This is a genomic window from Sulfurospirillum multivorans DSM 12446 (assembly GCF_000568815.1).
GTDB classification, from domain to species: domain Bacteria; phylum Campylobacterota; class Campylobacteria; order Campylobacterales; family Sulfurospirillaceae; genus Sulfurospirillum; species Sulfurospirillum multivorans.
This window is the reverse complement of the sequence record NZ_CP007201.1, coordinates 2,472,463-2,496,732: the sequence shown is the minus strand read 5'-3', so window position 1 is coordinate 2,496,732 and position 24,270 is coordinate 2,472,463. Positions and strand designations below refer to the sequence as shown.

Genomic DNA, 24,270 nt, shown 5'->3' with positions numbered 1-24,270 from the left:
TTGGTGGACTTGTTCCACTAATGTTTCTAGGCTATGTTTTAGGCCGACAAAAAGCCATCACGATTCGTTCACAAGGTATTAAAATGCATTCTCAACCTGACCAATACGGTTGGTTTGGAGCTCTTTATACAGGACTTCCGATCATTACGATTGGGGTTTGTGGAGTATTTTTATATCTTTTTGGCGTTCACGCCATTCCCCCAACGATGCTTTTAGCAGCAGCCCTTGGTGTGGGAGCACTCACCCTTGGACTCTTGATTAAAAATATCCAAGGTACGACCAAAGCGCGTGACTTGGTAGAAGATTTGATTAAGGGAATGCTCTTCACCGCTTCATTGGTTTCGGTGCTAACAACCTTTGGTATCTTGCTTTCTATCATCTTTGAAGCGCTTCATTTCTTCCAAATGCAAAGTTTCTTTCACTTCATCTTTGGTTTAGAGTGGTCACCCGATACCGCCTTTTTAGAGGGTGCGGGTAGAGCAGATGCGAACGCGGCGGAAGCTAAATTTGGCGCCGTGCCTATTTTTGCAGGAACTTTTTACATCACCGCTATTGCGATGGTGGTTGCCATTCCGATGGGACTGCTGTCTGCGATTTTTATGTCTGAGTATGCCAGTTCAAGTGTTAGATCTCAAGTGAAGCCTTTTTTAGAGATTTTAGCGGGTATCCCAACCGTTGTGTATGGATTCTTTGCTGCCCTTACGGTCGCTCCGCTTGTGGTTAAATTTTTTGCGGTCTTTGGCATCGAAGCACAGTACCAAAACGCACTCTCTTCAGGTATTATCATGGGGATTATGATTATCCCGTTTATCTCTTCCCTCTCCGATGATGTTATCAGCTCTGTACCTCAAAATATGCGCAATGGTGCGTATGCACTTGGTATGAACAAAGCAGAGACGATTCGTTTTGTGGTTCTCCCTTCTGCGATGCCAGGTATCATCGCTTCGATCCTCCTTGGTGTCTCACGAGCCCTTGGAGAGACCATGATCGTTGTTATGGCAGCAGGTTTAAGACCAAACTTAACGTGGAATCCACTGGAAGATATGACCACCGTCACGGTTAAAATCGTTGAATCGCTTACGGGTGATCAAGAGTTTAACAACCCACTCACCCTCTCAGCCTTTGCGCTGGGTTTGGTGCTTTTTGTGGTGACATTGGTCATTAACATTATCTCGGTCAGTACCATTCGTAAGTTCCATAGAAAATACAAAGTTTCAACGCTTTAAAGGGCAGATATGAAAGAGCAAAACGACAACTATTTTTACATACCACAGATCAAAAGACGTAACCAAAAAGCAGCTCTTTTTAAAGGGGCTACGATTATGGCGATTGTCTTCTCTGTCTCTTTTTTGATCTTCTTTTTGGTGGATTTAGGAAGATCCGGCTATCCCGCTTTTTTTCAAACCTATGTCAAAATGGAAGTCACCATCAATGAAGAGGTTTTGGAAAATCCTTATGTTGCGGTTAAAGGTAAAAACCTTAAAATTATCAGTCGCGCATGGCTAAGAGACATTCCCAATCAAGTCAAACAAAATCCAACATGGATGAATACGACACAAGAACACTGGGTACTCGCCAACTCTGAGGTTGACCAATATGTCAAAGGCAAAGAGTCACGAACCAAGCCAAATGAACGTGCCTATGTGGATGAACTCAAAGAAAAAGGGCTGGTTGAACTGAAGTTTAACACCATTTTTCTCACCACCGGCGATTCAAAAATTCCTGAAAATTCGGGTATCTACTCTTCCATCATTGGAACGGTGATGACCATTATCGTCACGATGTTGATTGCGTTTCCAATTGGCGTTATGACAGCCATTTATCTCGAAGAGTTTGCTCCTGATAATCGTTGGACGCAGATCATTGAGGTGAATATCAACAACCTTGCCGCGATTCCTTCCATTTTGTTTGGTCTTTTAGGCTTGGCAATTTTTATCAACTTCTTTGGGGTTCCAAGGAGTTCACCGTTGGTAGGTGGTATGACCTTGGCACTCATGTGTTTGCCGGTCATCATTGTAAGCTCTAAAGCATCTCTCAAATCGGTTCCTGCAAGCATTCGCCAAGCGGGTTTTGGGCTGGGTCTGACCAAATGGCAGATCGTGCGTGATCATGTTTTACCTTTGGCGATGCCAGGCATTATGACAGGCTCCATCATCTCCATTGCGCATGCTTTGGGTGAGACGGCACCTTTGATTATTGTCGGTATGATCGCATTTGTTCCCGATGCGGCGACGAGTTTTACCGACGCTGCAACCGTGCTTCCTGCACAAATCTTTACATGGGCAGGTATGCCTGAAAAAGCTTACTTGGAGCGTACTGCTGCAGGTATTATCGTTCTTTTAGCGGTACTTCTTTCCATGAATGCCGGCGCCGTGTACCTTAGAAAAAAATTTGAAAGAAAGTGGTAATGACAATGGAAAATGGTTTTATTCACACAACCTTTAACGATCGTGATGAGACTCCTGAGATTGCAGAGAGTATCAAAATAGAGGTCAAAAACCTTGATCTTTTTTACGGCGATAAACAGGCTCTCAATAGCATCAATATGGATGTTTATACGAAAAAAATCACAGCACTCATAGGACCGAGTGGTTGCGGAAAGTCTACTTTTTTACGTTGCATCAACCGTATGAACGATCTCGTTCCCAGCTGTAGAGTAGAAGGGTTCGTTGGCATTGATGGGCACGATGTGTATGACAAAAACATCGACGTCGTTGCGGTTAGAAAACGCGTTGGTATGGTGTTTCAACAACCCAATCCTTTCCCAAAAAGTATCTATGAAAACATCGCGTATGCTCCTTTGATGCATGACATCGTGAAAAAAGGCAAAGAGTGTGACGAGTTGGTCGAGCGAGCACTCAAAGGTGCCAATCTTTGGGAAGAGGTTAAAGATAAACTCAAAGACCCAGGCACGGCACTCTCAGGCGGACAGCAACAACGTTTGTGTATCGCGCGTGCTATTGCGGTTGAGCCCGATGTTATCTTGATGGATGAGCCAACCTCTGCACTTGATCCGATTTCAACCGAGAAGATTGAAAACTTGATGTTGGATCTCAAAAAAAACTACACCATCGTTATCGTCACGCACAACATGCAACAAGCCGCGCGTATCGCAGATTACACCGCATTTTTTCACATGGGCAATCTCATCGAATACAGTGATGCTAAAACACTCTTTGTCAATCCCAAAGAGAAAAAAACAGAAGACTACATTACGGGTCGTTTTGGATAAATAGCGCTTACATTTCATTAGAGTTCTGCAAGAACTTTTTACACGTCTTTAAAGCAAAGCTCTAAAGACTACGTGAACACTGTGTTTTGCTCGGCGCAATGCCCACGCACCTTTGGTGCTTTTTTTTTCTTCTTGCAAAATGAGTTTTGCAAGAAGTCTATTGGCAAGAAGTTAATTTATGTTTACATGTAAAGCGCTTTAAGCTTTACATGTAACGAAGGAATGCACCGTGAATCGTTTCTCTCCCCTCCAACTCCTTCTCTTACTGAGCTTTCTTTTAGCCAGTACCGTGATCGTTCAGTTTTTGCTTCCACACCAAGGTAACTCAGCCCCTGCACTTTATAAAAGTGAAGCGAACATTCATTCCATCAATCCAAGCATCATGAGACTCAAGCTGGACATCAAAGAGTATTTGATGGTGCAAGATGACAAATACCTGCGCGATTTTGACACGGAAGCTGCGAAGTTGGCTGAGACGTTAACGAAGCTTGGCAAAGAGAGTTTGGTTGCAAAAAGCAGTGCGATGCAAAAAGGCATTGGTGCGCTCAGTAGCGATCTTAAAACGTACGAGCAATCGTTTAAAAGGATCGTGGCTCTGGAGAAAGAGAACGCAGGCATTGAAGGTAACGTATTTGCAAAATACAACACGCTTTTAGAAGAGCACCCCAACAAAATTCTTTTTCAATCGTTTATGGATAATGACCCAATGAGCGGTAACAGCGCAGCGTACTTGCTGGATGCTCTGTTAAAATATAAAATTTCAGCCGCCTCTTTTACGCTCAACAACAACGACTTTTTTCTCATTCGCATCAAAGAGCTTAAAGATGAGATCGAAAAGCATGCCAACAAAATTGAAGTGGTTGTGGACAACAAAGAGAGCCTTAAACGCATCAAAATCTTTAAAGAGGCATTTGCGCTTTACGCCCAAGGATTCGAGCAGATCGCACGCAATTCACAGGCAAAAAAAGCCATTTTGACCACGACCTTTGAAGAGCTGCTTCCGCGGATGAATGAAAATGCGGAGACATTGCGTAGCATGGTTGAAAAGGCGCAAACAAGTGAGGGCATGAGTGAACTTGTGGACACATCATGGGTTTCAAAATTTTCGCTGCTTATCTTCTGTATCGTCAGCTTTTGCGCGGGGATGATTACCCTGTTATTTTTCAAACGCAAAGGCGTTTGATCTTTACATGTAACGCTATTTTTGTTTTTGCAAGAGCGCATTGAGCGCATCGGCGAAGGCTCGCTTTTGCTTTTCGCCAATGGCACTAGGTCCTCCTGTGATTTCACCTGCGTCGCGGAGTTCTTGCATTAAATTGCGCATCGCAAGCAAGCTTTTGATGTTGCTTTCATCGTAAATCGTGCCGCGTGGATCAAGCGCAAGCACGCCTTTGCTGACCAGTCTGTCGGCTAAAGGAATGTCCGCGGTGATGACCAGATCATCGCTCACGGCATGCTCGACGATGTAATGATCGGCTTCGTCCGCACCTTGGGAAACGATGATCATGGTTAGCAGTGGTGAGTCTTGGAGTGGTATTTTTTTATTTGCCACAAAATGGGTGGTAATGCCACGCTTAAAGACCGCACGAAGCAAAATCTCTTTAAGCGTGTTGGGAAAAGCATCGGCGTCAACGTAGATCATTGCTTACCTGTTTCTTCTTTTTTCGACGTATTCACGAGGCGCATTGTCTCTGCGACGCGGTTGACCTTGGGGTTTACTGCCACGACCTTGTTGAATGGGCTCTGCTTTAATGTCAGGATTGGGCTCAAACCCTTCGATGATTTCACGTTTAAACTTGCGGTTGATCAGTTTTTCAATGCCTGCAAGGTACTCATGCTCATCGACACACACGAGTGAAATCGCCTCGCCGTTGTTGCCAGCACGCCCTGTTCGTCCGATACGGTGAACATAATCCTCTGCAATATTGGGAAGCTCAAGATTGACCACGTGTGGGAGTTGGTCGATATCCAGACCGCGTGCTGCGATGTCGGTTGCCACCAGCACTTTGACCGAGCCGTTTTTAAAATCAGCGAGCGCTTTGGTTCGGGCACCTTGGCTTTTATTGCCATGAATCGCCGCAGAGCTGATATTGATCTTGGCAAGGTATTCAGAGACTTTGTTTGCATGGTGTTTGGTTCTCGTAAAAACCAAAATTTGCTCCCATTTGTTCTCTTGAATCAGCTTGGCAAGTAGGGCAGTTTTGCGCTTGCAATCGACCATAATGACGCGTTGATTGACCAGTTCACTCGATGTATTGCGACGTGCCACTTCGACAATGACGGGATTTCTCAAGATCGATTCACAGAGTTTTTTGATATCATCCGAATAGGTCGCTGAGAAAAGTAGGTTTTGACGCTTGGTTGGAAGTAACGAAATGACACGACGAATGTCTTTGATAAAGCCCATATCGAGCATACGATCGGCTTCATCGAGGACTAAAGTTTCGATGTGTTTGAGATCAATCGTACCTTGTGAGACGTGGTCTAACAAACGACCTGGTGTTGCGACCAAAATGTCGATGCCAGCACGTAACATCTGAATCTGAGGGTTGATACTCACCCCTCCAAAGATAACCGCACTTTTATACGGAAGGTATTTGCCATACGCTTTAACGCTCTCTTGCACTTGTGCGGCAAGTTCACGTGTTGGGGTGAGAATGAGCACGCGAAGAAGCGGTTTGCCTTTAGCGTGAGGTTTTTGGGAGAGAAGCTCTAAAATAGGAAGCGTAAAGCCTGCGGTTTTTCCGGTTCCCGTTTGCGCACCTGCAAGCATGTCGCGACCTTCTAAAATGGAAGGAATCGCTTTTTCTTGTACGGGTGTTGGGGTCGTATAGCCTTCATCGTGAATCGCTTTTAAAAGCGCAGGGCTGAGTTTTAAATCTGAAAATAACATAAATTTTTGGTTTCCTTTTGGGTTGTTCATAGTGTCACAGGAGATGATCTTAACAGAGTTTTACATGTAAACATTGCCTAGTCAAAACTAGGGATAAAATAGAGAGAAGACCTCGTACCTGACGTATGAGACCTTCAAAAACTACAGCAGCATTCCTCGAATCATAAAGTAGAAAATAGCGGCTAAAAGGGCAGAAGCAGGAACGGTAATGAGCCATGCTGCGAGGATCATTTTAAGAGCAGAGCGTTTCACCAGTTCATGCTTTCGAACGGCTTTAAGCGCTTTTTTCTCGACCTTACTGAGCTCCAACTCCCCTTCATAGATATGGCTAATAATAGCCTTTTCTTCATTAATTTTACCCATGAGTGTTTTGACTAAAATAGGATCGACTTTTTTGAGTTTGCCAAGCGATTCAAGTGAGTGCTTGTACTCTTCAAGTTTTTGCATCTCATCATCAAGCTTGTGTTGCTTCAACTCCTCTTCGGTCAGCTTGGTATGATCTCTTAACAAGTATTCACGTAAAAAGCCTACGCCAAAAACAGCGCCGACGGCAATGTGAGTTGAGCTAACCGGCAGTCCCATTTGTGAAGCGATGATGACGGTGAGGGCTGCTGACATTGCGACACAAAACGCGCGGATTTGATCAAGCTCCGTGATCTCACTGCCAACGGTTTTAATCAGTCGTGGTCCATACAACCCAAGTCCCACAACGATACCCGATGCACCAAGGAGCATGACCCAGATGGGAATTCCCGCAGCGGAGGAGATATGTCCCGTTGTCAGCGCATCGTAAATGCCTGCTAAGGGTCCAACAGCGTTGGCGACATCGTTTGCTCCATGCGCAAAGCTTAAAAGAGCTGCAGAGAAGATGAGGGGAATGTTAAAATATTTATTGACGGAGGCGCGGGTGCTCTCAAGTTTATCTGTCTTTTTAATGGAGGCTTTAACGGCAAAATAGGTCATAATAGCAAGCACAAAACTGATGGCAGAGGCTGTAATAAAATCAACTTTAATCAGTTGCTTAGCCCCTTTGAGAATGATATAAGTGCCAAAAGACCAGGTCATAATGGCGATCATCCAGGGCACCACTTTTTGCGCCGCTTCTTGCATATTGTCTTGGTAAATAACACGTTGCTTAAGAAAATAGAGAAAGCCTGCTGCTACAATGCCACCAAGAAAGGGGGAGATCATCCAGCTAAAGACAATTTCGCCCATTTTTGCCCAGTTGACAACATCAAATCCCGCTGCGGCAATACCAGCGCCGGCAACACCCCCGACAATCGCATGCGTGGTCGAAACAGGTGCACCAAAAGCGGTGGCAAGGTTCAACCAGATAGCTCCTGCGAGTAACGCCGCCATCATAAGCCAAATAAAGGTGTTCGTATCTTGAATCATCTTAGGATCAATGATGCCATTTTTAATGGTTCCCACAACATCTCCACCTGCGATGAGCGAGCCTGCTGCTTCAAAAATAGCTGCGATGATGACCGCACCAAAAATGGTAATTGCTTGCGCGCCAACAGCGGGGCTCACGTTGTTGGCAACATCATTCGCCCCAATATTGATCGCCATATAGCCACCAAAAATAGCGGTGATGATAAGAATATTTTTGTTGGGAAGGTCATTGGAAAGGGTGGAAACATACCAGATAACGAGGAGAATAAACGTGATAGCACCGATAAGTTTGATGAGGTCATTGAGCCCAAATCCCTCTGCTTTTTGAACATCTTTGATGGATTTTAACTCCATACATTTCCTTTTTGTAATCAATCTGTAATGATTTTATTGTAGCTGGGAAATGTAGTATAAGTTCACTTTAAATCTACTAAAGATTCTGAGTGTTGGACTAGCTCATGTGTTTAAGTTGTTGCCTTAAGTCTACCAAAAGGGCATTTTGACGCATGGAGACGTACTCTTTTAGTTTGGATTTCATAAATGGATTTGCTTGGAGATTGATGACAATGGTTTCGTTGATAATGCTAAAAATGGTCGCTTTGGCGGAAACCATCGTTAAAAAGCCTTTTTCACTGGGAATATGAAAGGCGATGTCAAACTCTTTTTCCACAAAATCTTGGTGAATGATTTTTTCAATAGCGTCAAGCTTTACATGTAAAACCACAGAGCTCTCCGAAATTGTATCGAGCGTGCCATCGATGAACTTGATTTTGTTGATCAAAAGGGTTGCATTGATCGGTTTTTGAGGTTGCACTCTGATATAGCTTCGATCCAGTGGCGAAGCATCTAAAAACTCCAAATTGGCAAGCACGACCAGGGTTTTAGAAGGATCGACTTTGATGATTTTGGCTTTGATGATGCTTGGGATTTTGTCGTGTTGAATAAAGGTAAAACTCTCTTTCGTGTAGTAGAAGATTTTGGGCGTCATGACCTTGATCTGCGCGATGCCTTCATCAAACTTAGCAATCGTTGCGACCTCTTTGATGGGAATACCGTTGTAAAGATTGTGCAAGGTGACGGTATTTTCTTTGCGTAAAATGGAGGCTAAGACATCATTTTTATTTTGTGTCTCGTAAAAGTCAAAATCCAACGTGCCATAAAAGATCTTTTTACGGGTGGAAAGGCGTGACATGACGTAGTATTTATCAAGGCGGTCTAAAAGTGATTTGTAGCTATCGCTCGCATCAAACAAGGTGAGTCCCATGTGTTTGATTTCGAGTTTGAAATTTTGTTTGATGGCGTGTTCTAACTTTTTGAGCACCTTTTTGGCATGGTGAATTTTAATGTCGCGCAAAACGATCAAAAAGGTGTCCACCCCTTGCTGCAACAATGTGTGAAAGCCAAGTTCAGTGTGAATAAACGCGATGAGATCTTTGAAGAAAAAGCCATCTTCCAAGTCGACTTCAAATCCAAACTTTACAATCGAAAAAGAGCTTTGGTGCATTTTGGCATAGGCGATATTCGCCTCGATGATACCACGATTCAAATAGGTATTGATGGATTCGTAGCGGCTGGTCATAGCAACTCCTGGTTTAATGATCTAGGATCAACAAGCTAAATCGGCAATCGTTGAGAATTTTGTTGGGCAGCTCTTTTTCTTAACCTTGTATAGATGAAAAAGGCGTTAAGATTATACTTAAATTGACAAACAAATGTGAGAAAAATGATGAGCCAGAAATTTGAAAATGATTTAAGACGATTTTACGATCTTTTAGGTGAGCGCCAAAGGGAGCTTGGGAATTACTTTAGTATTGTGGAGTCACAAACGTACGATAAACGCATGGAAGCGTTTATCGACACGTTTTTACAGAGCGTTGAGCTTTCGTTGATTCGCGAAAACAGGGTTGCAGCCCTCACACGTCTGATCAACCTTCGGGATGAACAGCTGGTACAAGCGTTGGAAAAAGAGGGAAAAGATGAGGTTTTCATCACGCAAGCAAAAGAGAAAGCCTATCTTTGGGTGAGTGAATTTTACCTCAAAGCGCACGGTGAACTCTTGACGCTTGTCGATAAAGAGTGGCTCTTTTCACCGTTTTACCGACGCATGTTGCGTGGTGTTCATGAAGTAGGGCTAGCACTTAGCACATGGCAATCGTCGTGGAATGAGCACATCATCAACACGATCAATCCTCTTTTGGAACTGGAATACGCCAAAGACCAAGAAGCGATCGCGCAGATGTTACATGTAAACGGCTTGCTCGACCCAGCCCCCAATGGCGAAGATGGCGATCGGTCGTATTCAGTGCTTGAAAAAGTGGAGGGCGGTTATATCGCAAAAGCTTATGCAACGGCGTTTGCAAAAGAAGTTCAGCAGGTGAGAAATGCATTGCAGAGTTTATGCGACGACCTGTCCGAAATGGACGATCCTGATTGGGATCACAAAACGTTTTACATTGATTATTTTAGAGCGCTTGATGAGGCATTTGGCGAAGAAGAGCGCAGTGAACTGATCGCCAAATGGGCGGAAGTGGATCGCAGATGGATGAAAATCACCACGCCGATTCAGATCGGTCATCCTTTGGAATACTACGAAGATCACTACAAAAAAGCGGTCGCTTTGGAGTGGGATGTGAGAGTCTCCAACCCTGAAAACAAAGGGGCGTATGGCACGTTTGATCGCATTCTTAAAATGTTTACCACCTTGTTTGATCAAAACGGTCAAAATGCGTTACATGTAAAAGAGAATGTCCTCTCAAACCTCAAGCGCGTTCAACTCTACATCGGGCGTCCAGCACTCTTTTATGCCGCAGAATTTAACGGACTTTTCTCCGCGCAAGTGGTTCCCAATGACGAAACGGTTAGTCAAGAACTGGGCAAAAAGATCTTTGCCTTTTCCGATAATATTTTAGATTCTCTGCGTGCCAAACCCTTTTTAAAAATCAACCAACAGGTTTTTGGAAAAGCGTTTATGGACGCGGAACGGGAGATCATCTTTCATCAAGCGCCTCTATGGCATCAAGTCTATGAAGTGAGCACGATCGGGCATGAGTTCGGGCACATCTTGTGGATGGATCACGATACGGAAGCGCGCATGAACCAAAGTGGCGTGTTTAAAAATATCGAAGAGTTTAAAGCCACGACGGGCGGACTGGTTGCCTTTTTTATGAATGAAGATGAGCACTTAAAAACAGCACTCTTGCGCGATCTTATTAAGCGTTCGGTGGGGCTCATTGGGTGGATGAAAACGGGTGAAGTTGAACCTTATTATTGTGAAGGGTTGATTCATCTCTCAGGACTTTTTGAGTGTGGTGTGTTGAAATTTGAGGGGACATTGCAGATCGATTTGAGTGATTCAGCGTATGAAAGAGTTAAAGCGTGGTATCTTAAAACCTATACAGCGTTGTTGCGTCATTATCTTTCCAAAACCGATGCGAAGCTTTTTTTAGAGCAGTATGCCACTAAAAACGAAGGACTTTACATGCCTAATGTGTTACATGTAAAACAGTTTGTGGACTATTATTGGGCGTTGCACCAAAGCATGGGACGCGACATTGATGAGAGTGTGCAGCGAGGCGAATGGCAGGTGTGAAAAAATACTTGGGATAGGGCAACGAATTTAATAGGTAAGTGCTATAATTCGTGTTCTATTTTGAGTGGGAGAAGACAAGTGGACGCACGGAAAATCACAAAGGTATTGATCGCCAATCGCGGTGAAATCGCGCTTAGGGTCATTAGGGCATGTAAAGAGTTGGAGATTAAGAGTGTGTGTGTTTTTTCAACGATTGATGCAAATGGTGTTTGGGTCCGCAAAGCAGATGAGAGTTATCTGCTCAAGGGCGATCCCATTCAGGTTTATCTGGATTATAAAAATATCGTAGCACTTGCCATCGAGGTTGGCGCAGACGCGATTCATCCAGGATACGGATTTTTGTCTGAAAATGCTGATTTTGCGCAGTATTGTATCGATCATGACATTGCTTTCATTGGTCCAAAGCCAGAGCATATCGCCCTTTTTGGTGACAAAATGGCATCCAAAATTGCGATGAAAGCCGTAGGTGTTCCCGTTCTTGGTGGTACCGATCAGCCCATTCTTGAAATCGATGCCGCGATTCGTGTGGCACGTGAGATTGGCTTTCCTGTCATTATTAAAGCAGCGTTTGGTGGTGGTGGAAAAGGGATGCGAATTGTCAAAAAAGAGGAAGAGTTTGGCGCGATGTTTGAAGCCGCAACCAAAGAGGCAGAGCGCTTTTTTGGCAGGGGCGATGCGTTTATTGAAAAATACGTGCAAAATCCTCGCCACATTGAAGTGCAAGTCATGGCAGATAAATGTGGCAATGTGATTCACTTAGGCGAGCGCGACTGTTCGATTCAAAGGCGTCATCAAAAAGTGGTGGAGATCGCTCCGAGTCCTAGACTGAACCCCAAAGTGCGCAATGAACTCCTTCGCGCGTCTAAAAAAGCGATGTTTAAACTAGGCTACGAGAGCGTTGGAACGCTGGAGTATCTGGTCGATGAAGACGATAACTTCTTCTTTATCGAGATGAACACGCGGGTTCAAGTGGAGCACACGATCACTGAGGCGATTACGGGCATCGACATCGTTCAAAGTATGATCCGCATTGCGGAGGGTGAACCACTTCCTACGATGCAAGAAGATATCAAGTTTCGAGGCTACGCAATTGAGTGTCGTATCAACGCGGAAGACCCCAAAAATGGCTTTATCCCCTCTTCGGGTCGCATTACGACCTATCTCTCTCCTGGCGGTCCTGGTGTAAGACTTGATGCCATTGGTTTTAAAGATTATGTGGTTCCGACCAACTATGATTCTATGATTGGAAAGCTCATTGTTGTGGGCATTGACTGGGATGGCGTGGTGCGCAAAGCCAGACGTGCTTTGGATGAATTTATCATCTCAGGCATTCCAACCAACATTCCACTGCATCGTCAAATTGTGCGGGACGAAGATTTTAAAAATGGTATCTTTAACACGACGTATCTTGATAAAAAACTTCCAACCTTTACCTTAGACGCGATCCATGACATCGAAGAAGATGAGATCAAACATGAGCACATCGCGGCGATTGTGGCGGCACTTAAAAATCAAGGGTTGTAAGATCATCTCTTAAAGAGGGGTGCTTTGGCATTCCTCTTTACATGTAAGGCTTAATCCATGCAAACGATCTCGCTTTTTAACCTGCTTTACCTGCTTCCACCGCTTGGTTTGGTTGCTTTTTTCTATTACCGTTGGGTAGGAGACAAAACAGAGATTGCTGTTGCAACGCTTCGCATGAGTGTTCAGCTTATTCTCATTGGCTATGTGCTGACTTCACTTTTTAGCACCAACTCCCTGTGGCTTTTAGCCCTTTTGATCGCGGTCATGCTCATTGTGGCGTCACTGATTGCGAGGCGCAATATTCACGCTCAAACTTTTCAAAGCTACTTGGTCATTTTGGTAAGCATCACTGTGGGTGGAACGCTCAGCCTTGCTCTTGTGTTAGGCGGCGTTTTGGAGCTTACAAACCCACTCGATCCGCGCTATGTCATTCCTCTAGCAGGTATGATCTATGCCAATGCGATGAATGCGATCTCTTTGTGTGCGGAGCGTTATGACAAGGAGCGTGAGCATCACAGCATGGAAAAAGCGCGCGCTATCGCGTTTAAAGCTTCGATGATTCCTCAGATCAATTCGTTTCTAGCCGTCGGTTTTGTCTCGTTGCCAGGCATGATGACGGGACAAATTCTCTCAGGTGTCAACCCTCTCATTGCGGTGCGCTACCAAATTGTCGTGATGGCGATGATTTTGAGCAGTGGTGCGATCAGCGCGATTTTGTACCTTCTGTATCAAACGCGCACACAAGGTGACGTTTAATTTCTTCGTCATTTTTGTCACACTTTTGGTTGCACGTAAGGCGGCATGTGTTACACTTTTAAAGCCTCTCAAATGAATTGACTAAGGGTCTATCATGCAGCTTCGATCTCATTTTGTGTATGGAATTAGTGTCATTATTTTAGGATTAACTTCTCTTATAGGGAGCGACATTTCACTCTACGCCGTCCCCAATCCGCCGTTTAGTTTTCGTGACAAAGGTGCTATTAAAGGCTTAAGTATTGATCTTTTGGAAGCGAGTCTTGTCTCGTTACGACCCCAATTTTCCCAAGACGAGATTGAATTTGATGCGTGGAATAAAATGTACGATGAAGCCCTCAAACATCCCAGATCTTACTTGGTCACCGCAGTGAAGCTTAAAGAGAGAGAACCTCTTTTTTACTGGCTAGGACCTGTGGCAACGGTGAAACTTGCGGTGATTACCAAACGCGGAATGGATCTGCCCAAGGGAAAAACGACGTTAGAGATTTTACGCCCGCTTCGCATTGTGACGATTAAAGAGACTTCATCTGAAAAAGTGCTTTTTCAAGAGATTGGCGAAAAGCATGGTCTGAACATTACCCGCGTTTCAACACCGATTCAGGGCTATAAAATGTTGGAGTATGGCAGAGTTGACGCACTTGTGTATACCGATGTTCCGTTTGTGTACCATCTGATCAGTGAAAATCAAGATGTTGCGCAGTACCGCTTGGCGCATATCATTTTAAACACCGATTATTATATCTGCGTGGGTAAAGAGATTCCTAAAGAGCAGATGAGCATCATGCAAGCGCAGCTAAACCGTCTTAAAGAGCCTGATGGTAAAGGTTCAAGCATGTATGAGCGTATTGTCTCACACTACCTCAAAGGTGCTGTGCTTCAGCCTTAAAAATTCACCCAAACTTCACGATTTTACCCTATAATACGCAAAATTATTTGAAAGAGGCGGCTATTATGCATCGTTTACTTTGGGTCTGTATCGCTCTGTTGTTTGCAGGATGCGGTCCTCGTTATGTCATTAAAAATGAGTACATTCCTCCTGCCTCATCGCGCTCGCAACCCTGCCTCAATAACTGTTCGCTGATTCGCCAAGGGTGTCAAGATCAGTGTCAACAAAATTATCAGTATTGTCTTGATGATGCGTATGGCAAAGCCAAAGCCGTTGAAATGGATGAACAAAGAGCGTACGAGATGGCATACAGTCGCTACCAAATGGACATGATGCGTTTTGAGATGGACTTGAGGCATTGGCAGAGGGATTATTACGATTACAGTCGCGACTTGAGCCATTTTCAAAGGCAGTGTGAACAAAACAAAGATCCCAATGCGTGTAAAAGACGCGATGAATTACGTCGCTATATGAACCGTCTCAACCACGACCGTCCTCGTGAGCCTTGGGTTCCTACGCGTCCAACGTTTGAGCAGATTTTGGTCAATCAACAAAGTTTTTGCACAACCAATTGTGGGTGTGACCAACACTATGACACCTGTTTTGTAGGGTGTGGTGGACAAGTCATCCCGCATAAAATCTGCGTGGAAAACTGCGACTAGCGCTTTTACATGTAATGTTTTAGTAATCGCTTTGGTGTATGATTTGCCCATCAACACAGAGGAATCATACACGATGTTCAATGACAAATGGCAAAAATTGGTCGAAGTGGCGGATTTTGCTTTTCAGCCCATTGTCAATATTTACACGGGCAAACTCTACGCCGTTGAAGCCTTGATACGCAATTACGAACCTGCTGGATTTACGACGATTGACTGCATTTTTGACACGGCTTACAGTGAGAAAGCACTCTATATGATTGATGTGAAATTGCGTGAAAAAGCGATTCACAAATTTTCATTACTGCCCTTTTCCAAACACATTAAACTTTTTTATAACCTAGACAATCGCATCACGATGATGCCTGATTTTAAATCGGGTTACACGTGCGAACTGCTCTCCACCTACGAGATGGACACGTCCAATATCTGCTTTGAACTCTCCGAAAAACACCAAGTGGGCATGTATGCTGGGGTTGATAAACTCGTGCTAAACCTCTATAAACAGCAAGGCTATAAGATGGCGATTGACGACTTTGGTGTCGGCTTCTCAGGGCTTCAAATGCTCTTTAATGCCGATCCAAATTTCATCAAAATCGACCGTTTTTTTATCAGCGAAATCCACCTCAGTAAAAAGAAGAAACTCTTCGTCAGCTCCATCGTTCAAATCGCCCAAGCGATGGGAATTTTCACGATTGCCGAGGGCGTAGAGTGCGAAGAGGAGTATGTCGAGTGTAAGAAGCTTGGGTGTAATATGGTGCAAGGCTATTTCGTGCAAAGACCAACACTCAATGTTCTGGAAATCGTTCCTTCGTACGAACATCTCAAGATGGTTTCTCAAAATGACAAACGTAAAAGTGGTAAGATCGCCAACATTGATAAATACCTACAAAAGAGTCACACGGTTTTTATTGATTCGCACATCAACGAGGTTTATGATGTGCTTAAAAGTGATAAAAAGATCCATTTCGTGCCGGTGCTTGCACGCGATCTCACACCGCTTGGCATCATTAAAGATACGGATATTAAAGCCTACATCTACTCCAATTACGGCAAAGCATTGCTTTATAATATGACGCAAGGAAGCCTTAAAAAGATCATTTCACATTGTGGGCGAGCCGACATCAACGACCCGATTGAAAAAATTCTCAAAATTTACGCGTTTGATGATGATAATGACGCGATTTTGATCACCGAAAATGAAAAATACGTGGGCTTTTTGAGCTCCAAAGTGCTTCTGGATATTGTCAATGAAAAAAATATTGTCGATGCCAAAGATCAAAATCCGCTCACAGGACTTTCAGGTAACCGCATCATTAACGAGTTTGTCGCCAATGCAGTCGACGGTAAAGAAAAAGTGATGATGGCGTACTTTGACTTTGATAATTTTAAACCCTTTAACGACTACTACGGCTTTCGCAAAGGAGACCGCGCCATTACACTTTTTGCCGACATTCTGCGAAGCTCCGTTGGCTTTGATGAGTGCTTGGTCGGACACGTTGGTGGCGATGATTTTTTCCTTGGTTGGAGCCTCAAAGATGATGATAGCTTTGAGAAAGTCTATAGCATTATTTTAGAAATCGTGAGTAAATTTGCAGAGGACATCAAGAGTTTTTACTGCGAACAAGGGTTAAGTACGGGGTACATTATGGCAAAAAATCGCGATGGTGTGATTCAGCAATTTCCTTTGATGACGGTCAGTGCTGCGGTTATTTGCCATGGATTCGGCTACCAGCACGATCTGGATGATAACGAACTCAATGAAATCTTTGGCGTCCTAAAAAAGAGTGCTAAATCTTCACCGACACATATCGCGTGTGTGGATTTGGGTGTGATTAAGCATTAGAAATCGTTACATGTAAAGATGGTTGACAATTCATTTGAGGTGCGTTAGAATAGTCTTTTTTGATAAGGATACGCTATGGCAAACCCACTTTCTCTCTTTGAGCATCTGTCTATTTTATACGCTGAAGATGAAGCGAGTTTACGTAAAAGCGTGGCACAAACCTTGGAGCTTTTTTTCGACAAAGTCATCGAAGCGGGAGATGGCGAAGAGGCACTGGAGCTCTTTTTTGAACACAACCCTGACATCTTGCTTTTAGATATTTGCATGCCAAAATGCGACGGGCTCAAACTGCTTAAAGAGATTCGAAAGTCGCATAAGCGCGTCCCCGTGATCATTATGAGTGCGCATGCAGAACCTACTTATTTCCAACAATCCATTGAGCTCAATATCTGTAAATACCTTCTCAAACCCTTTTCCAAAGAGAGCTTTTTAGATGCCCTTAAAACCTGTGCCGAGTGGATGTACGAATGGGGTGAAGGCGGTTTAATCAAAGCGGGGAGTGACCTTTTCTATGACCCAGAAGGGGGAACGCTGATCAATGAAGGGGTATCGTTTGTGCTCACCAAAAAAGAGCGTCTTTTATTTGAGTATCTGCTGCGTCAAAAAAATCGTGTGATCTCGTTTGACGCGCTTGAAGAGGCGATTTGGGCAGGAGAGGGCGGAAGTAAGGAAGCGCTTAAAGCGCTTGTGAAAGAGCTTCGCAAAAAACTGACCAAAGAGAGCATCGAAAATGTCTTTGGCATCGGATACAAACTTGTCTTACATTAAAGCGCTCTCGACGCCTTCGACCAAAACCAAAACGATGATCTTCGTATTGATGCTATTTCTAGCGATGGCGACGCTGTTTGGCTGGATGCGCTATTTGGATGTGAGAGATGGCATTGAAAAGTCGCGTAAAGATTATGCGGCGCAAATTCACAGCATTTATGCGATGACGCTGAAGCGCACGAGTGCTTTTTACCTTAATCGCGCCTACGCCAATCTTGATTCATACGGCATTAAAGAAGCACTTGAGCAGAAAAACATCGCGCAACTTACGGGACTTTCAAGCTTTCGCTGGAACGTGTTGAAACAAGAAAATCCTTATCTGCTGGGGATTCGTTTTTACGATGAAAACTTGATGCTTCTTGCGTACCTTGGCAAAGAACCTAAACACGAAGAGATCGAGCAAAGTGGCGAAGTTCCTAGTGAGCCTAAAATAGGCTTTTTCTTCTCCAAACATTACGCTGCGTATCATATTATGGTGCCAGTCATCGTGCATGAAAAAGTCATCGGAATGCTTGAGTTTGCGATTGCCCCTGAGTTTTTTCTCAATGAGGTCGAAGAGTTCTCCAACCTCAAAGGCTATATTCTCTTTAAAGGCGAGGCGTTTGTTCCTCCTGATGAGGCGCTTTTAGGCATTAGTCTTCACGATGGCGAGATTTCTCAAAATAAGAAAAGTACCTACATTACGCATGTCATTACGCTTAAGGGGTTGATTCGCGATGATTTAGCTCAGTTGATCTTCTTTCAAGACATCAGCGATCAGCAGCAAAAGCTTTTAGATGCGGTCTATGCAGCCTTTTTTGTGGCGATGAGTATGATGGCTGTTCTTCTCATCATACTCAATTATGGTTTTAATGTTTTGATCTTACGCCTCGAAAAGAGTGAAGCCAGCCTCAAAGAGCTCAACCATACGCTCGAAGATCGCGTCAATGAAGAGATCAAAGGGCGCATGGAAAATGAGCAAATCTTGATGCACCAAAGCAGGCTTGCGAGCATGGGCGAGATGATCGGCAATATCGCGCATCAATGGCGACAGCCTCTGAGTGAACTGGGTGCAACGCTTATGAATCTGCAAATCCTTTGGGAAAAACAGAAACTCACGACAGCGATTTTTGAGGATCGCATTCAGCGCTCGGAAGGGTTGATCGCGTATATGTCCAAAACGATTGATGATTTTCGTAACTTCTTTGCGAGTGAAACAAAGAAAGAGCGTTACCGTGTCAGCGAGGCGATTCATAAATCGCTGGAACTGATCGAATCTGCTTTGAAAAATCATCACATCAAATTGATCTTAGAGCTTGAACATAGCTGTGAAGTGGAGGGCTATCCGAGTCAATTTGCCCAAGTGATGTTAAACATTATCAGCAATGCCAAAGATACGCTTTTAGAGCGTTCTATCAGTGATCCGACGATCTGGATCAGTCTTACATGTAAAGAGGGCAAAACGTTGATTTGCATTGCGGATAATGGCGGTGGCATCGCATTAGAGCCGATCGAAAAAATCTTTGAGCCTTATGTGAGTACCAAACATGCCAAGAGTGGGACGGGCATTGGACTTTACATGAGCAAAACCATCATCGAAAAAAATGCGAATGGCATTTTACGCGCGTACAATAGCGATAAAGGCGCTGTATTTGAGATCATCCTCTAAGGCTTTCTCCCTAGTTTCTCTCTTGTGATTGTTATGATTGCTTTTGGAATAGACCAAAAGGAGTTATGATGGATGAGAAAGAGCTGCAACAAGGCCGCAGAGGGTTTGTTAAAAAAACAACCGCTCTTATAGGTGCTGCTGTATTAACTGCCCCTAGTGCCAACGCCATAAGCCTTACCAATCCTGGACGAGAAAGTGGCGATGCACGCTACATCGGACAAGAGGGTAAGCGCTTTGGAATGGTGATTGATCTGCGCAAATGCGTTGGCTGCCAAGCCTGCACGAGTGCCTGCAAAAGCGAAAACAGAGTCCCCAAAGAGAAATTTAGAACCTATGTGCCTGAGTATGAATTAGGCTCTTATCCTAATGTGCATAAGGCGTTTTTGCCCCAACTTTGTAACCATTGCGCGGAACCTTCCTGTGTGAGTGTTTGCCCTACAGGTGCGACGTTTGCGCGCAAAGATGGCATTGTCGTTGTCGACAGTGAAGTGTGCTGGGGCTGTGGATACTGCATCAACGCCTGCCCTTATGACAAACGCTATTTCAATCCGATCACCAATGTTGCTGATAAATGCACGCTGTGCGCACACAGAGTCGATCATGGCTTATTGCCTGCGTGTGTGGAAAGCTGTGTGGGAGGAGCGCGTGTTTTTGGTGATTTTAATGACCCGCACTCGGCTGTTTCCAAACTACTGGCAAGCTTTCCAACGACGGTTTTAAAACCTGCTAGTGGAACCAAACCACGCGTTTTTTACATAGCGCTCAGTGGCGAAATTCAAGGTTTGCCGTATTCACCAAGAGTATTAGACGATATGGCACGAAAAATCGATGGAATGGCTACACACGAGTGGTCAGGAAAAGGAGAATAAGATGGACTTTGGAACACTACTGCATACGATTTCGAGCATAACGCCTGATCGCCCTTGGGGCATTGATATTCCCAACTATTTTTGGTTTACGGGAAGCTCTGCGGCGGCGTTTATTATCTCCAGTTTTGCCCATGTTTTTGGCATGAAAGAGTACAAACCCATCGCGGGATTTTCGCTTCTTTTAGCCTTTGTGTTGCTCGTTGCAGCGCCCATGAACTTGATCGATGATCTTCGCCAACCAGGGCGCATCATCAACTTCTTCTTCTATGGCTGGGAGAATTTCCCTACCTCTCCGATGAAATGGGGTGTGTTGTTATTGATCGCGTATCCTTTATTGATTTTGGTTGAAGCTTTAGTGCTCTACCGCCCTTACTTTTGGTTTTCAAAAGGGATGGTGAGAAGCCAAGAACAGGTCGAAAAAGACCACCATTTAGGCGTTATTTTAGGTGCGATTGGTATACCATTGGCTCTGAGCGTACACGGCTACACGGGTTATATTTTAGGGGCTGTGCATGCGATACCTCTGTTTCATACACCACTCATGCCTATTTTATTTTTAGCTTCGGCGATGGTTTCTGGAACGGGCTTGCTCATCATTTTACTGCCGATTTTTCAAAAATTCTTTACGGATTTTAAACGCGTAGACATGGATATGATGCAACGTCTTGCACGCCTTTTAGCGTGGTTTATTGTGATCGATCTTGTGATTCGCTTCTTCTGGCTGACTTTTGCCATTACGTTTAACGGTGAAGAAAAATACGCGCTCAAACTCTTTTTTGGTGAAAATTTTTGGGAAGTGTTGATCGTTGATTATGTCATTTGTCTTTTGGTGCCGATGATCATCGGGTTTACAAACTATTTTGCACGCTCGTTCAAATGGGTTTTGTTTGGAGGCATTCTCTCCGCCATTGGTGTGTGGATTTTTCGTTGGAACACGGTTATTGGCGGTCAAAGCATTGGCAAAACGACACCATTTTTACTTGAATACCATCCGCATTTTTCAGGGTTTGATAGCATCGTATCGGTACTCTCCAACTGGAGTTTGTTGATCGCGTTGATCGCGTTGGTAATGGTGCTTTTCCCTTGGGATAAAGAGATGGCAAATTATTATGTTAAACAAGGGGAGCGATAATCATGGAAACATCACGCAGAAATTTTTTGATCGGAACGAGCATCGTCGCAGGAAGTGCCGCGGTGGGTGGGTATCATGAGACACTTGGAAAAGCGATCACGATGCAGCGAAGAGGTGAAAAAGCCAAAGATGCGATTTATGGCAATGCACCGCTTACGGAAATCACACAAAAAGAGGGTGTCATCACGCATTCAAACGATTTTGTAGTCAAACCAAGTGTCTGCAATGGCTGTACAACCTTCTGTTCCGTACGCGTCAAAATCGATGCGAAAAGTGGCGAAGTGGTACGTGTTTTTGGAAATCCGTACAGTTTGCTCTCCAGTGACCCGTGGTTACCCTACAAAACACCATTGGAAGAGAGCTTTAAAGCGACGTCAGGTTGGAAAGAGAGTGGGCTAGAGATGCGCTCAACGGCATGTTCACGCGGTAATCTCGTCTATGAAAAACTCAAAGATCCTTTCCGTGTAACAACACCACTCAAACGTGTGGGCAAACGTGGCGAAGATAAATGGGTGAGCATTTCCATCGAACAGCTTATTAAAGAGATCAGCGAAGGGGGCAATCTCTTTGGTGAAGGCGAAGTGCAAGGACTTAAAGCATTCGCCGATACCAAAACCTTGATCGATGCGCAAAATCCAGATTACGGTCCTCTTGCCAATAAACTCTGTGTTTTAGGAACGGCGGATGAAGGGCGTCAAAACTACATGGTACACCGTTTTGTTCAAAGCTTTGGCACGGTCAATTTTATGGGGCATACCTCTATCTGTGGGCTCTCGATGAGGGCTGGAGAAGCAGCGTACTTGGATGATTTTGCAAGTTCTCCCCACATGAAGCCCGATTTTGAACATTGCGAGTTTTTACTCAGCATTGGAACCGCTCCTGCGCAAGCAGGCAACCCTTTTAAACGTCAAGCGAAACTGCTTGCCAAAGGACGTACAAGTGGAGCGCTTCGTTATGTGATCGTAACACCTATTTTAACCAACAGCGATTCGATTGCGGTAGGGGATCGGTCACGTTGGTTGCCGATCAAACCCAGTGGTGATTTGGCGTTGGTGATGGGAATGATTCGCGTGATTATTGAAGAAGAGCGCTACTTAAAAGCGTATCTTGCTATCCCAAGCGATGCTGCTCAAAAAACATTGAACGAGGTGAGTTTTACCAATGCGTCGCATCTTGTCATTATGGATGGGGCGAAAAAAGGTGAAATTTTAGTGGATGCTACTAAAGCGGTTCATGTGATTGATAAAGCCGATGGACTGCTTAAAAATGCCGCTAATGTTTTGGAAGCTGACATCTTGTATGAAGGCGAAGTAAGCCTAGAAGGTGTGAAGTACACGGTTAAAAGCTCTTTTGTGCTCCTTAAAGAAGCGGCGTTTGAACACTCTCTTGATTTTTATGCCAAAGAGAGTGGGGTCGATGCACAAACGATTCTAGAACTTGCCCGTGAATTTACCTCTTATGGCAGAAGTGTTGGGGTGGATTGTCACGGTGGGACGATGCACTCGACAGGATTTTATACGACCTATGCCATTATGATGCTAGGAGCCCTTGTGGGCAATCTCAACCATAAAGGCGGCATGAGTGTCGGCGGAGGAAAATTTAAAGATTTCAATGGCGCATGTTACAATCTTCTAGCCTATGCCGGTAAGCAAAAACCTTTTGGCGTCCGCATCGATAGAGCTCGAATGGCGTATGAAAAAAGTAGTGAATACAGACGTAAAGTGGAACAAGGCGTCAATCCTTACCCTGCCAAAGATGCGTGGTTTCCTTTTAGCCCTGCCATTGAATCTGAGGTCATTAACAGCAGTGCCAACGCGTACCCGTATAAACTAGGAGCGCTGATTAGTTGGAATGCAAATTTTGTCTATGGACAAAGCGGGAGTGAGCATCTTTTACCACTGCTGAAAGACCCTGACAAGGCGATTCCTCTTTTTGTTGCGATTGATCCGTTTATCAATGAAACCAGTCGCTATGCGGACTATATCGTGCCCGATTCGGTGTTGTATGAGACATGGGGCGTGCTGTCTCCTTGGGCAGGGCATTTGACCAAAACAACGCATGTTCGTTATCCGATTTTAAAGTCGCCGAATGCGACATTTGCCAACGGTGAGCCTATCAGTATGGACAGCTTTATGATCGAGCTTGGAAAAGCTTTGGGATTAGCTGGCTTTGGCAAAAATGCGATTAGCGGAACGACAGCTAAGTTTGATTTTGATAAGCCTGAAGATTTTTACCTACGCGCTTTTGAAAACGTTGCCATGGATGGCGCTAATCCTGCACCTGAAGCGAGTGATGAGGAGATCGCTCTTGCAGGACTTGGTGAGTACGTTCCTTTGTTACAGCGTATCTGCACGGATAACTGGCGCAGAGTCGCGTATGTGATGAGCAGGGGTGGACGCTTTGCCGATAAAACAAGTGCTTATGAGGGTAACAAAATGAGCAATGCGTACAAAAAACCGATTGCCATTTACAACCAAAGTGTGGGAACAGCGTTTAATTCCCTAAGTGGTGAGCCTTACAGTGGCGTGCCACGTTACTATGCACCTCGATTTTACACGGGAGCGAAGATCGATATGGACTCCAAAGAGTTCAATCTCTTAGCCTTTAGCTACAAATCCAATGTGCTCTCCTCCTACTCAGCTTCCGTGGAGAGTTTACGTGATACACGCTATACCACGTTTATTGATTTGAGCACGACAACCGCAAAAAACTACGGCATTGCCCATGGCGATCGTGTGGTCGTGCGTTCACGTGAAGGAAAAGTGCAGGGCATTTGTCGTATTCGTGAGGGGCTACATCTTCGCTCCATCGGCATCGAACATGGCGGCGGAAGAGAGGGAGAAGGAGGTATGAGTGTGCAAATCAATGGCACGATAAAAGAAGGCAGAATCGCCAGACGAAGCGGTGTGAATATCAACAAATTAGGACTCAGCGATACCTCTCGTCTTAACATTGCAACCCTAAGTGATTTTGTGGTCGGCTCTAACGCAAGGCAAGCCATTCCTGTACGTATCGAAAAACTTTAAAATCTTCTGTTACATGTAAGGATTCCTCCTTACATGTAATGTGGAAA

Annotated in this window: 19 protein-coding genes and 1 pseudogene; 16 read left to right on the top strand and 4 right to left on the bottom strand. The window is 44.5% G+C overall.

Annotated features, from left to right (window positions below; all coding sequences use genetic code 11):
- Positions 1–20: 20 nt before the first annotated feature.
- The 5 genes and pseudogenes from SMUL_RS17575 to SMUL_RS12865 form a co-directional block, all read left to right on the top strand.
- Positions 21–89: pseudogene (locus SMUL_RS17575) on the top strand (hypothetical protein); the annotation flags it as partial.
- A gap of 228 nt (positions 90–317) precedes the next feature.
- Positions 318–1,226 (top strand): phosphate ABC transporter permease subunit PstC, encoded by a 909-nt coding sequence (gene pstC / locus SMUL_RS12880; protein ID WP_223809824.1) that lies wholly within the window; start codon positions 318–320, stop codon positions 1,224–1,226.
- A gap of 9 nt (positions 1,227–1,235) precedes the next feature.
- Positions 1,236–2,408 (top strand): phosphate ABC transporter permease PstA, encoded by a 1,173-nt coding sequence (gene pstA / locus SMUL_RS12875; RefSeq protein ID WP_025345668.1) that lies wholly within the window; start codon positions 1,236–1,238, stop codon positions 2,406–2,408.
- A 71-nt stretch (positions 2,409–2,479) separates the two neighbouring features.
- Positions 2,480–3,232: a phosphate ABC transporter ATP-binding protein PstB gene (gene pstB / locus SMUL_RS12870; RefSeq protein WP_425353314.1), complete on the top strand. Its 753-nt coding sequence runs from the start codon at positions 2,480–2,482 to the stop codon at positions 3,230–3,232.
- Positions 3,233–3,461: 229 nt separating this feature from the next.
- A complete protein-coding gene (locus SMUL_RS12865) occupies positions 3,462–4,415 on the top strand; it encodes a hypothetical protein (protein ID WP_025345666.1) in 954 nt (317 codons plus the stop codon).
- A 15-nt stretch (positions 4,416–4,430) separates the two neighbouring features.
- Here SMUL_RS12865 and SMUL_RS12860 read toward each other — a convergent pair whose 3' ends face one another.
- The 4 genes from SMUL_RS12860 to SMUL_RS12845 all read right to left on the bottom strand — a co-directional run bounded on the left by SMUL_RS12860 (position 4,431) and on the right by SMUL_RS12845 (position 9,099).
- Positions 4,431–4,874, bottom strand: coding sequence for a YaiI/YqxD family protein (locus tag SMUL_RS12860; protein ID WP_038533431.1), 444 nt, complete (start codon positions 4,872–4,874; stop codon positions 4,431–4,433).
- A 3-nt stretch (positions 4,875–4,877) separates the two neighbouring features.
- Positions 4,878–6,125: a DEAD/DEAH box helicase gene (locus SMUL_RS12855; RefSeq protein ID WP_025345664.1), complete on the bottom strand. Its 1,248-nt coding sequence runs from the start codon at positions 6,123–6,125 to the stop codon at positions 4,878–4,880.
- 141 nt (positions 6,126–6,266) lie between these two features.
- Positions 6,267–7,874 carry an inorganic phosphate transporter gene (locus tag SMUL_RS12850; RefSeq protein WP_025345663.1) on the bottom strand — a complete coding sequence of 536 codons (1,608 nt, stop codon included), beginning with the start codon at positions 7,872–7,874 and terminating at the stop codon, positions 6,267–6,269.
- A gap of 97 nt (positions 7,875–7,971) precedes the next feature.
- Positions 7,972–9,099, bottom strand: a complete 1,128-nt coding sequence (locus tag SMUL_RS12845; protein WP_025345662.1) for a hypothetical protein — start codon at positions 9,097–9,099, stop codon at positions 7,972–7,974.
- Positions 9,100–9,243: 144 nt separating this feature from the next.
- Here SMUL_RS12845 and ciaB point away from each other — a divergent pair, with 144 nt between their 5' ends.
- From ciaB to SMUL_RS12790, 11 genes are all read left to right on the top strand, one after another.
- Complete coding sequence (ciaB, locus tag SMUL_RS12840) at positions 9,244–11,109, top strand: invasion protein CiaB (RefSeq protein WP_038533427.1); 1,866 nt, start codon at positions 9,244–9,246, stop codon at positions 11,107–11,109.
- Positions 11,110–11,187: 78 nt separating this feature from the next.
- Positions 11,188–12,633: an acetyl-CoA carboxylase biotin carboxylase subunit gene (locus tag SMUL_RS12835; RefSeq protein ID WP_025345660.1), complete on the top strand. Its 1,446-nt coding sequence runs from the start codon at positions 11,188–11,190 to the stop codon at positions 12,631–12,633.
- A gap of 57 nt (positions 12,634–12,690) precedes the next feature.
- A complete protein-coding gene (locus tag SMUL_RS12830) occupies positions 12,691–13,389 on the top strand; it encodes an ABC transporter permease (RefSeq protein ID WP_025345659.1) in 699 nt (232 codons plus the stop codon).
- Positions 13,390–13,483: 94 nt separating this feature from the next.
- Entirely contained in the window at positions 13,484–14,275 is a 792-nt protein-coding gene (locus tag SMUL_RS12825; RefSeq protein ID WP_025345658.1) for a substrate-binding periplasmic protein, read from the top strand.
- Positions 14,276–14,340: 65 nt separating this feature from the next.
- On the top strand, positions 14,341–14,937 hold the full coding sequence (locus SMUL_RS12820; protein WP_025345657.1) for a hypothetical protein: 597 nt from the start codon (positions 14,341–14,343) through the stop codon (positions 14,935–14,937).
- Entirely contained in the window at positions 14,891–16,780 is a 1,890-nt protein-coding gene (locus SMUL_RS12815) for a GGDEF domain-containing protein (RefSeq protein ID WP_223809708.1), read from the top strand. Before SMUL_RS12820 ends, SMUL_RS12815 begins: the two co-directional genes overlap by 47 nt.
- 75 nt (positions 16,781–16,855) lie before the next feature.
- Positions 16,856–17,548 carry a response regulator transcription factor gene (locus SMUL_RS12810; protein ID WP_025345655.1) on the top strand — a complete coding sequence of 231 codons (693 nt, stop codon included), beginning with the start codon at positions 16,856–16,858 and terminating at the stop codon, positions 17,546–17,548.
- Positions 17,511–19,196 (top strand): ATP-binding protein, encoded by a 1,686-nt coding sequence (locus tag SMUL_RS16800; protein ID WP_051492700.1) that lies wholly within the window; start codon positions 17,511–17,513, stop codon positions 19,194–19,196. Before SMUL_RS12810 ends, SMUL_RS16800 begins: the two co-directional genes overlap by 38 nt.
- 68 nt (positions 19,197–19,264) lie before the next feature.
- Positions 19,265–20,065, top strand: a complete 801-nt coding sequence (gene dsrO, locus SMUL_RS12800) for a sulfate reduction electron transfer complex DsrMKJOP subunit DsrO (RefSeq protein WP_038533423.1) — start codon at positions 19,265–19,267, stop codon at positions 20,063–20,065.
- Between the two features lies 1 nt (position 20,066).
- Entirely contained in the window at positions 20,067–21,197 is a 1,131-nt protein-coding gene (gene nrfD / locus SMUL_RS12795; protein ID WP_025345653.1) for an NrfD/PsrC family molybdoenzyme membrane anchor subunit, read from the top strand.
- 2 nt (positions 21,198–21,199) lie between these two features.
- Positions 21,200–24,223, top strand: a complete 3,024-nt coding sequence (locus SMUL_RS12790) for a molybdopterin-dependent oxidoreductase (RefSeq protein WP_025345652.1) — start codon at positions 21,200–21,202, stop codon at positions 24,221–24,223.
- Positions 24,224–24,270: the final 47 nt, after the last annotated feature.

What these genes read in the sequence shown, in the direction of transcription:
- SMUL_RS12825 (WP_025345658.1), top strand. Translation starts at nt 13,484, where the DNA reads ATGCAGCTTCGATCTCATTTTGTGTATGGAATTAGTGTCATTATTTTA.
- SMUL_RS12845 (WP_025345662.1), bottom strand. Translation starts at nt 9,099, where the DNA reads ATGACCAGCCGCTACGAATCCATCAATACCTATTTGAATCGTGGTATC.
- SMUL_RS12810 (WP_025345655.1), top strand. Translation starts at nt 16,856, where the DNA reads ATGGCAAACCCACTTTCTCTCTTTGAGCATCTGTCTATTTTATACGCT.
- SMUL_RS12855 (WP_025345664.1), bottom strand. Translation starts at nt 6,125, where the DNA reads ATGTTATTTTCAGATTTAAAACTCAGCCCTGCGCTTTTAAAAGCGATT.
- SMUL_RS12850 (WP_025345663.1), bottom strand. Translation starts at nt 7,874, where the DNA reads ATGGAGTTAAAATCCATCAAAGATGTTCAAAAAGCAGAGGGATTTGGG.
- ciaB (WP_038533427.1), top strand. Translation starts at nt 9,244, where the DNA reads ATGATGAGCCAGAAATTTGAAAATGATTTAAGACGATTTTACGATCTT.
- nrfD (WP_025345653.1), top strand. Translation starts at nt 20,067, where the DNA reads ATGGACTTTGGAACACTACTGCATACGATTTCGAGCATAACGCCTGAT.
- SMUL_RS12790 (WP_025345652.1), top strand. Translation starts at nt 21,200, where the DNA reads ATGGAAACATCACGCAGAAATTTTTTGATCGGAACGAGCATCGTCGCA.
- dsrO (WP_038533423.1), top strand. Translation starts at nt 19,265, where the DNA reads ATGGATGAGAAAGAGCTGCAACAAGGCCGCAGAGGGTTTGTTAAAAAA.
- pstA (WP_025345668.1), top strand. Translation starts at nt 1,236, where the DNA reads ATGAAAGAGCAAAACGACAACTATTTTTACATACCACAGATCAAAAGA.
- SMUL_RS12830 (WP_025345659.1), top strand. Translation starts at nt 12,691, where the DNA reads ATGCAAACGATCTCGCTTTTTAACCTGCTTTACCTGCTTCCACCGCTT.
- pstC (WP_223809824.1), top strand. Translation starts at nt 318, where the DNA reads ATGCTCTTCACCGCTTCATTGGTTTCGGTGCTAACAACCTTTGGTATC.
- SMUL_RS16800 (WP_051492700.1), top strand. Translation starts at nt 17,511, where the DNA reads ATGTCTTTGGCATCGGATACAAACTTGTCTTACATTAAAGCGCTCTCG.
- SMUL_RS12860 (WP_038533431.1), bottom strand. Translation starts at nt 4,874, where the DNA reads ATGATCTACGTTGACGCCGATGCTTTTCCCAACACGCTTAAAGAGATT.
- SMUL_RS12820 (WP_025345657.1), top strand. Translation starts at nt 14,341, where the DNA reads ATGCATCGTTTACTTTGGGTCTGTATCGCTCTGTTGTTTGCAGGATGC.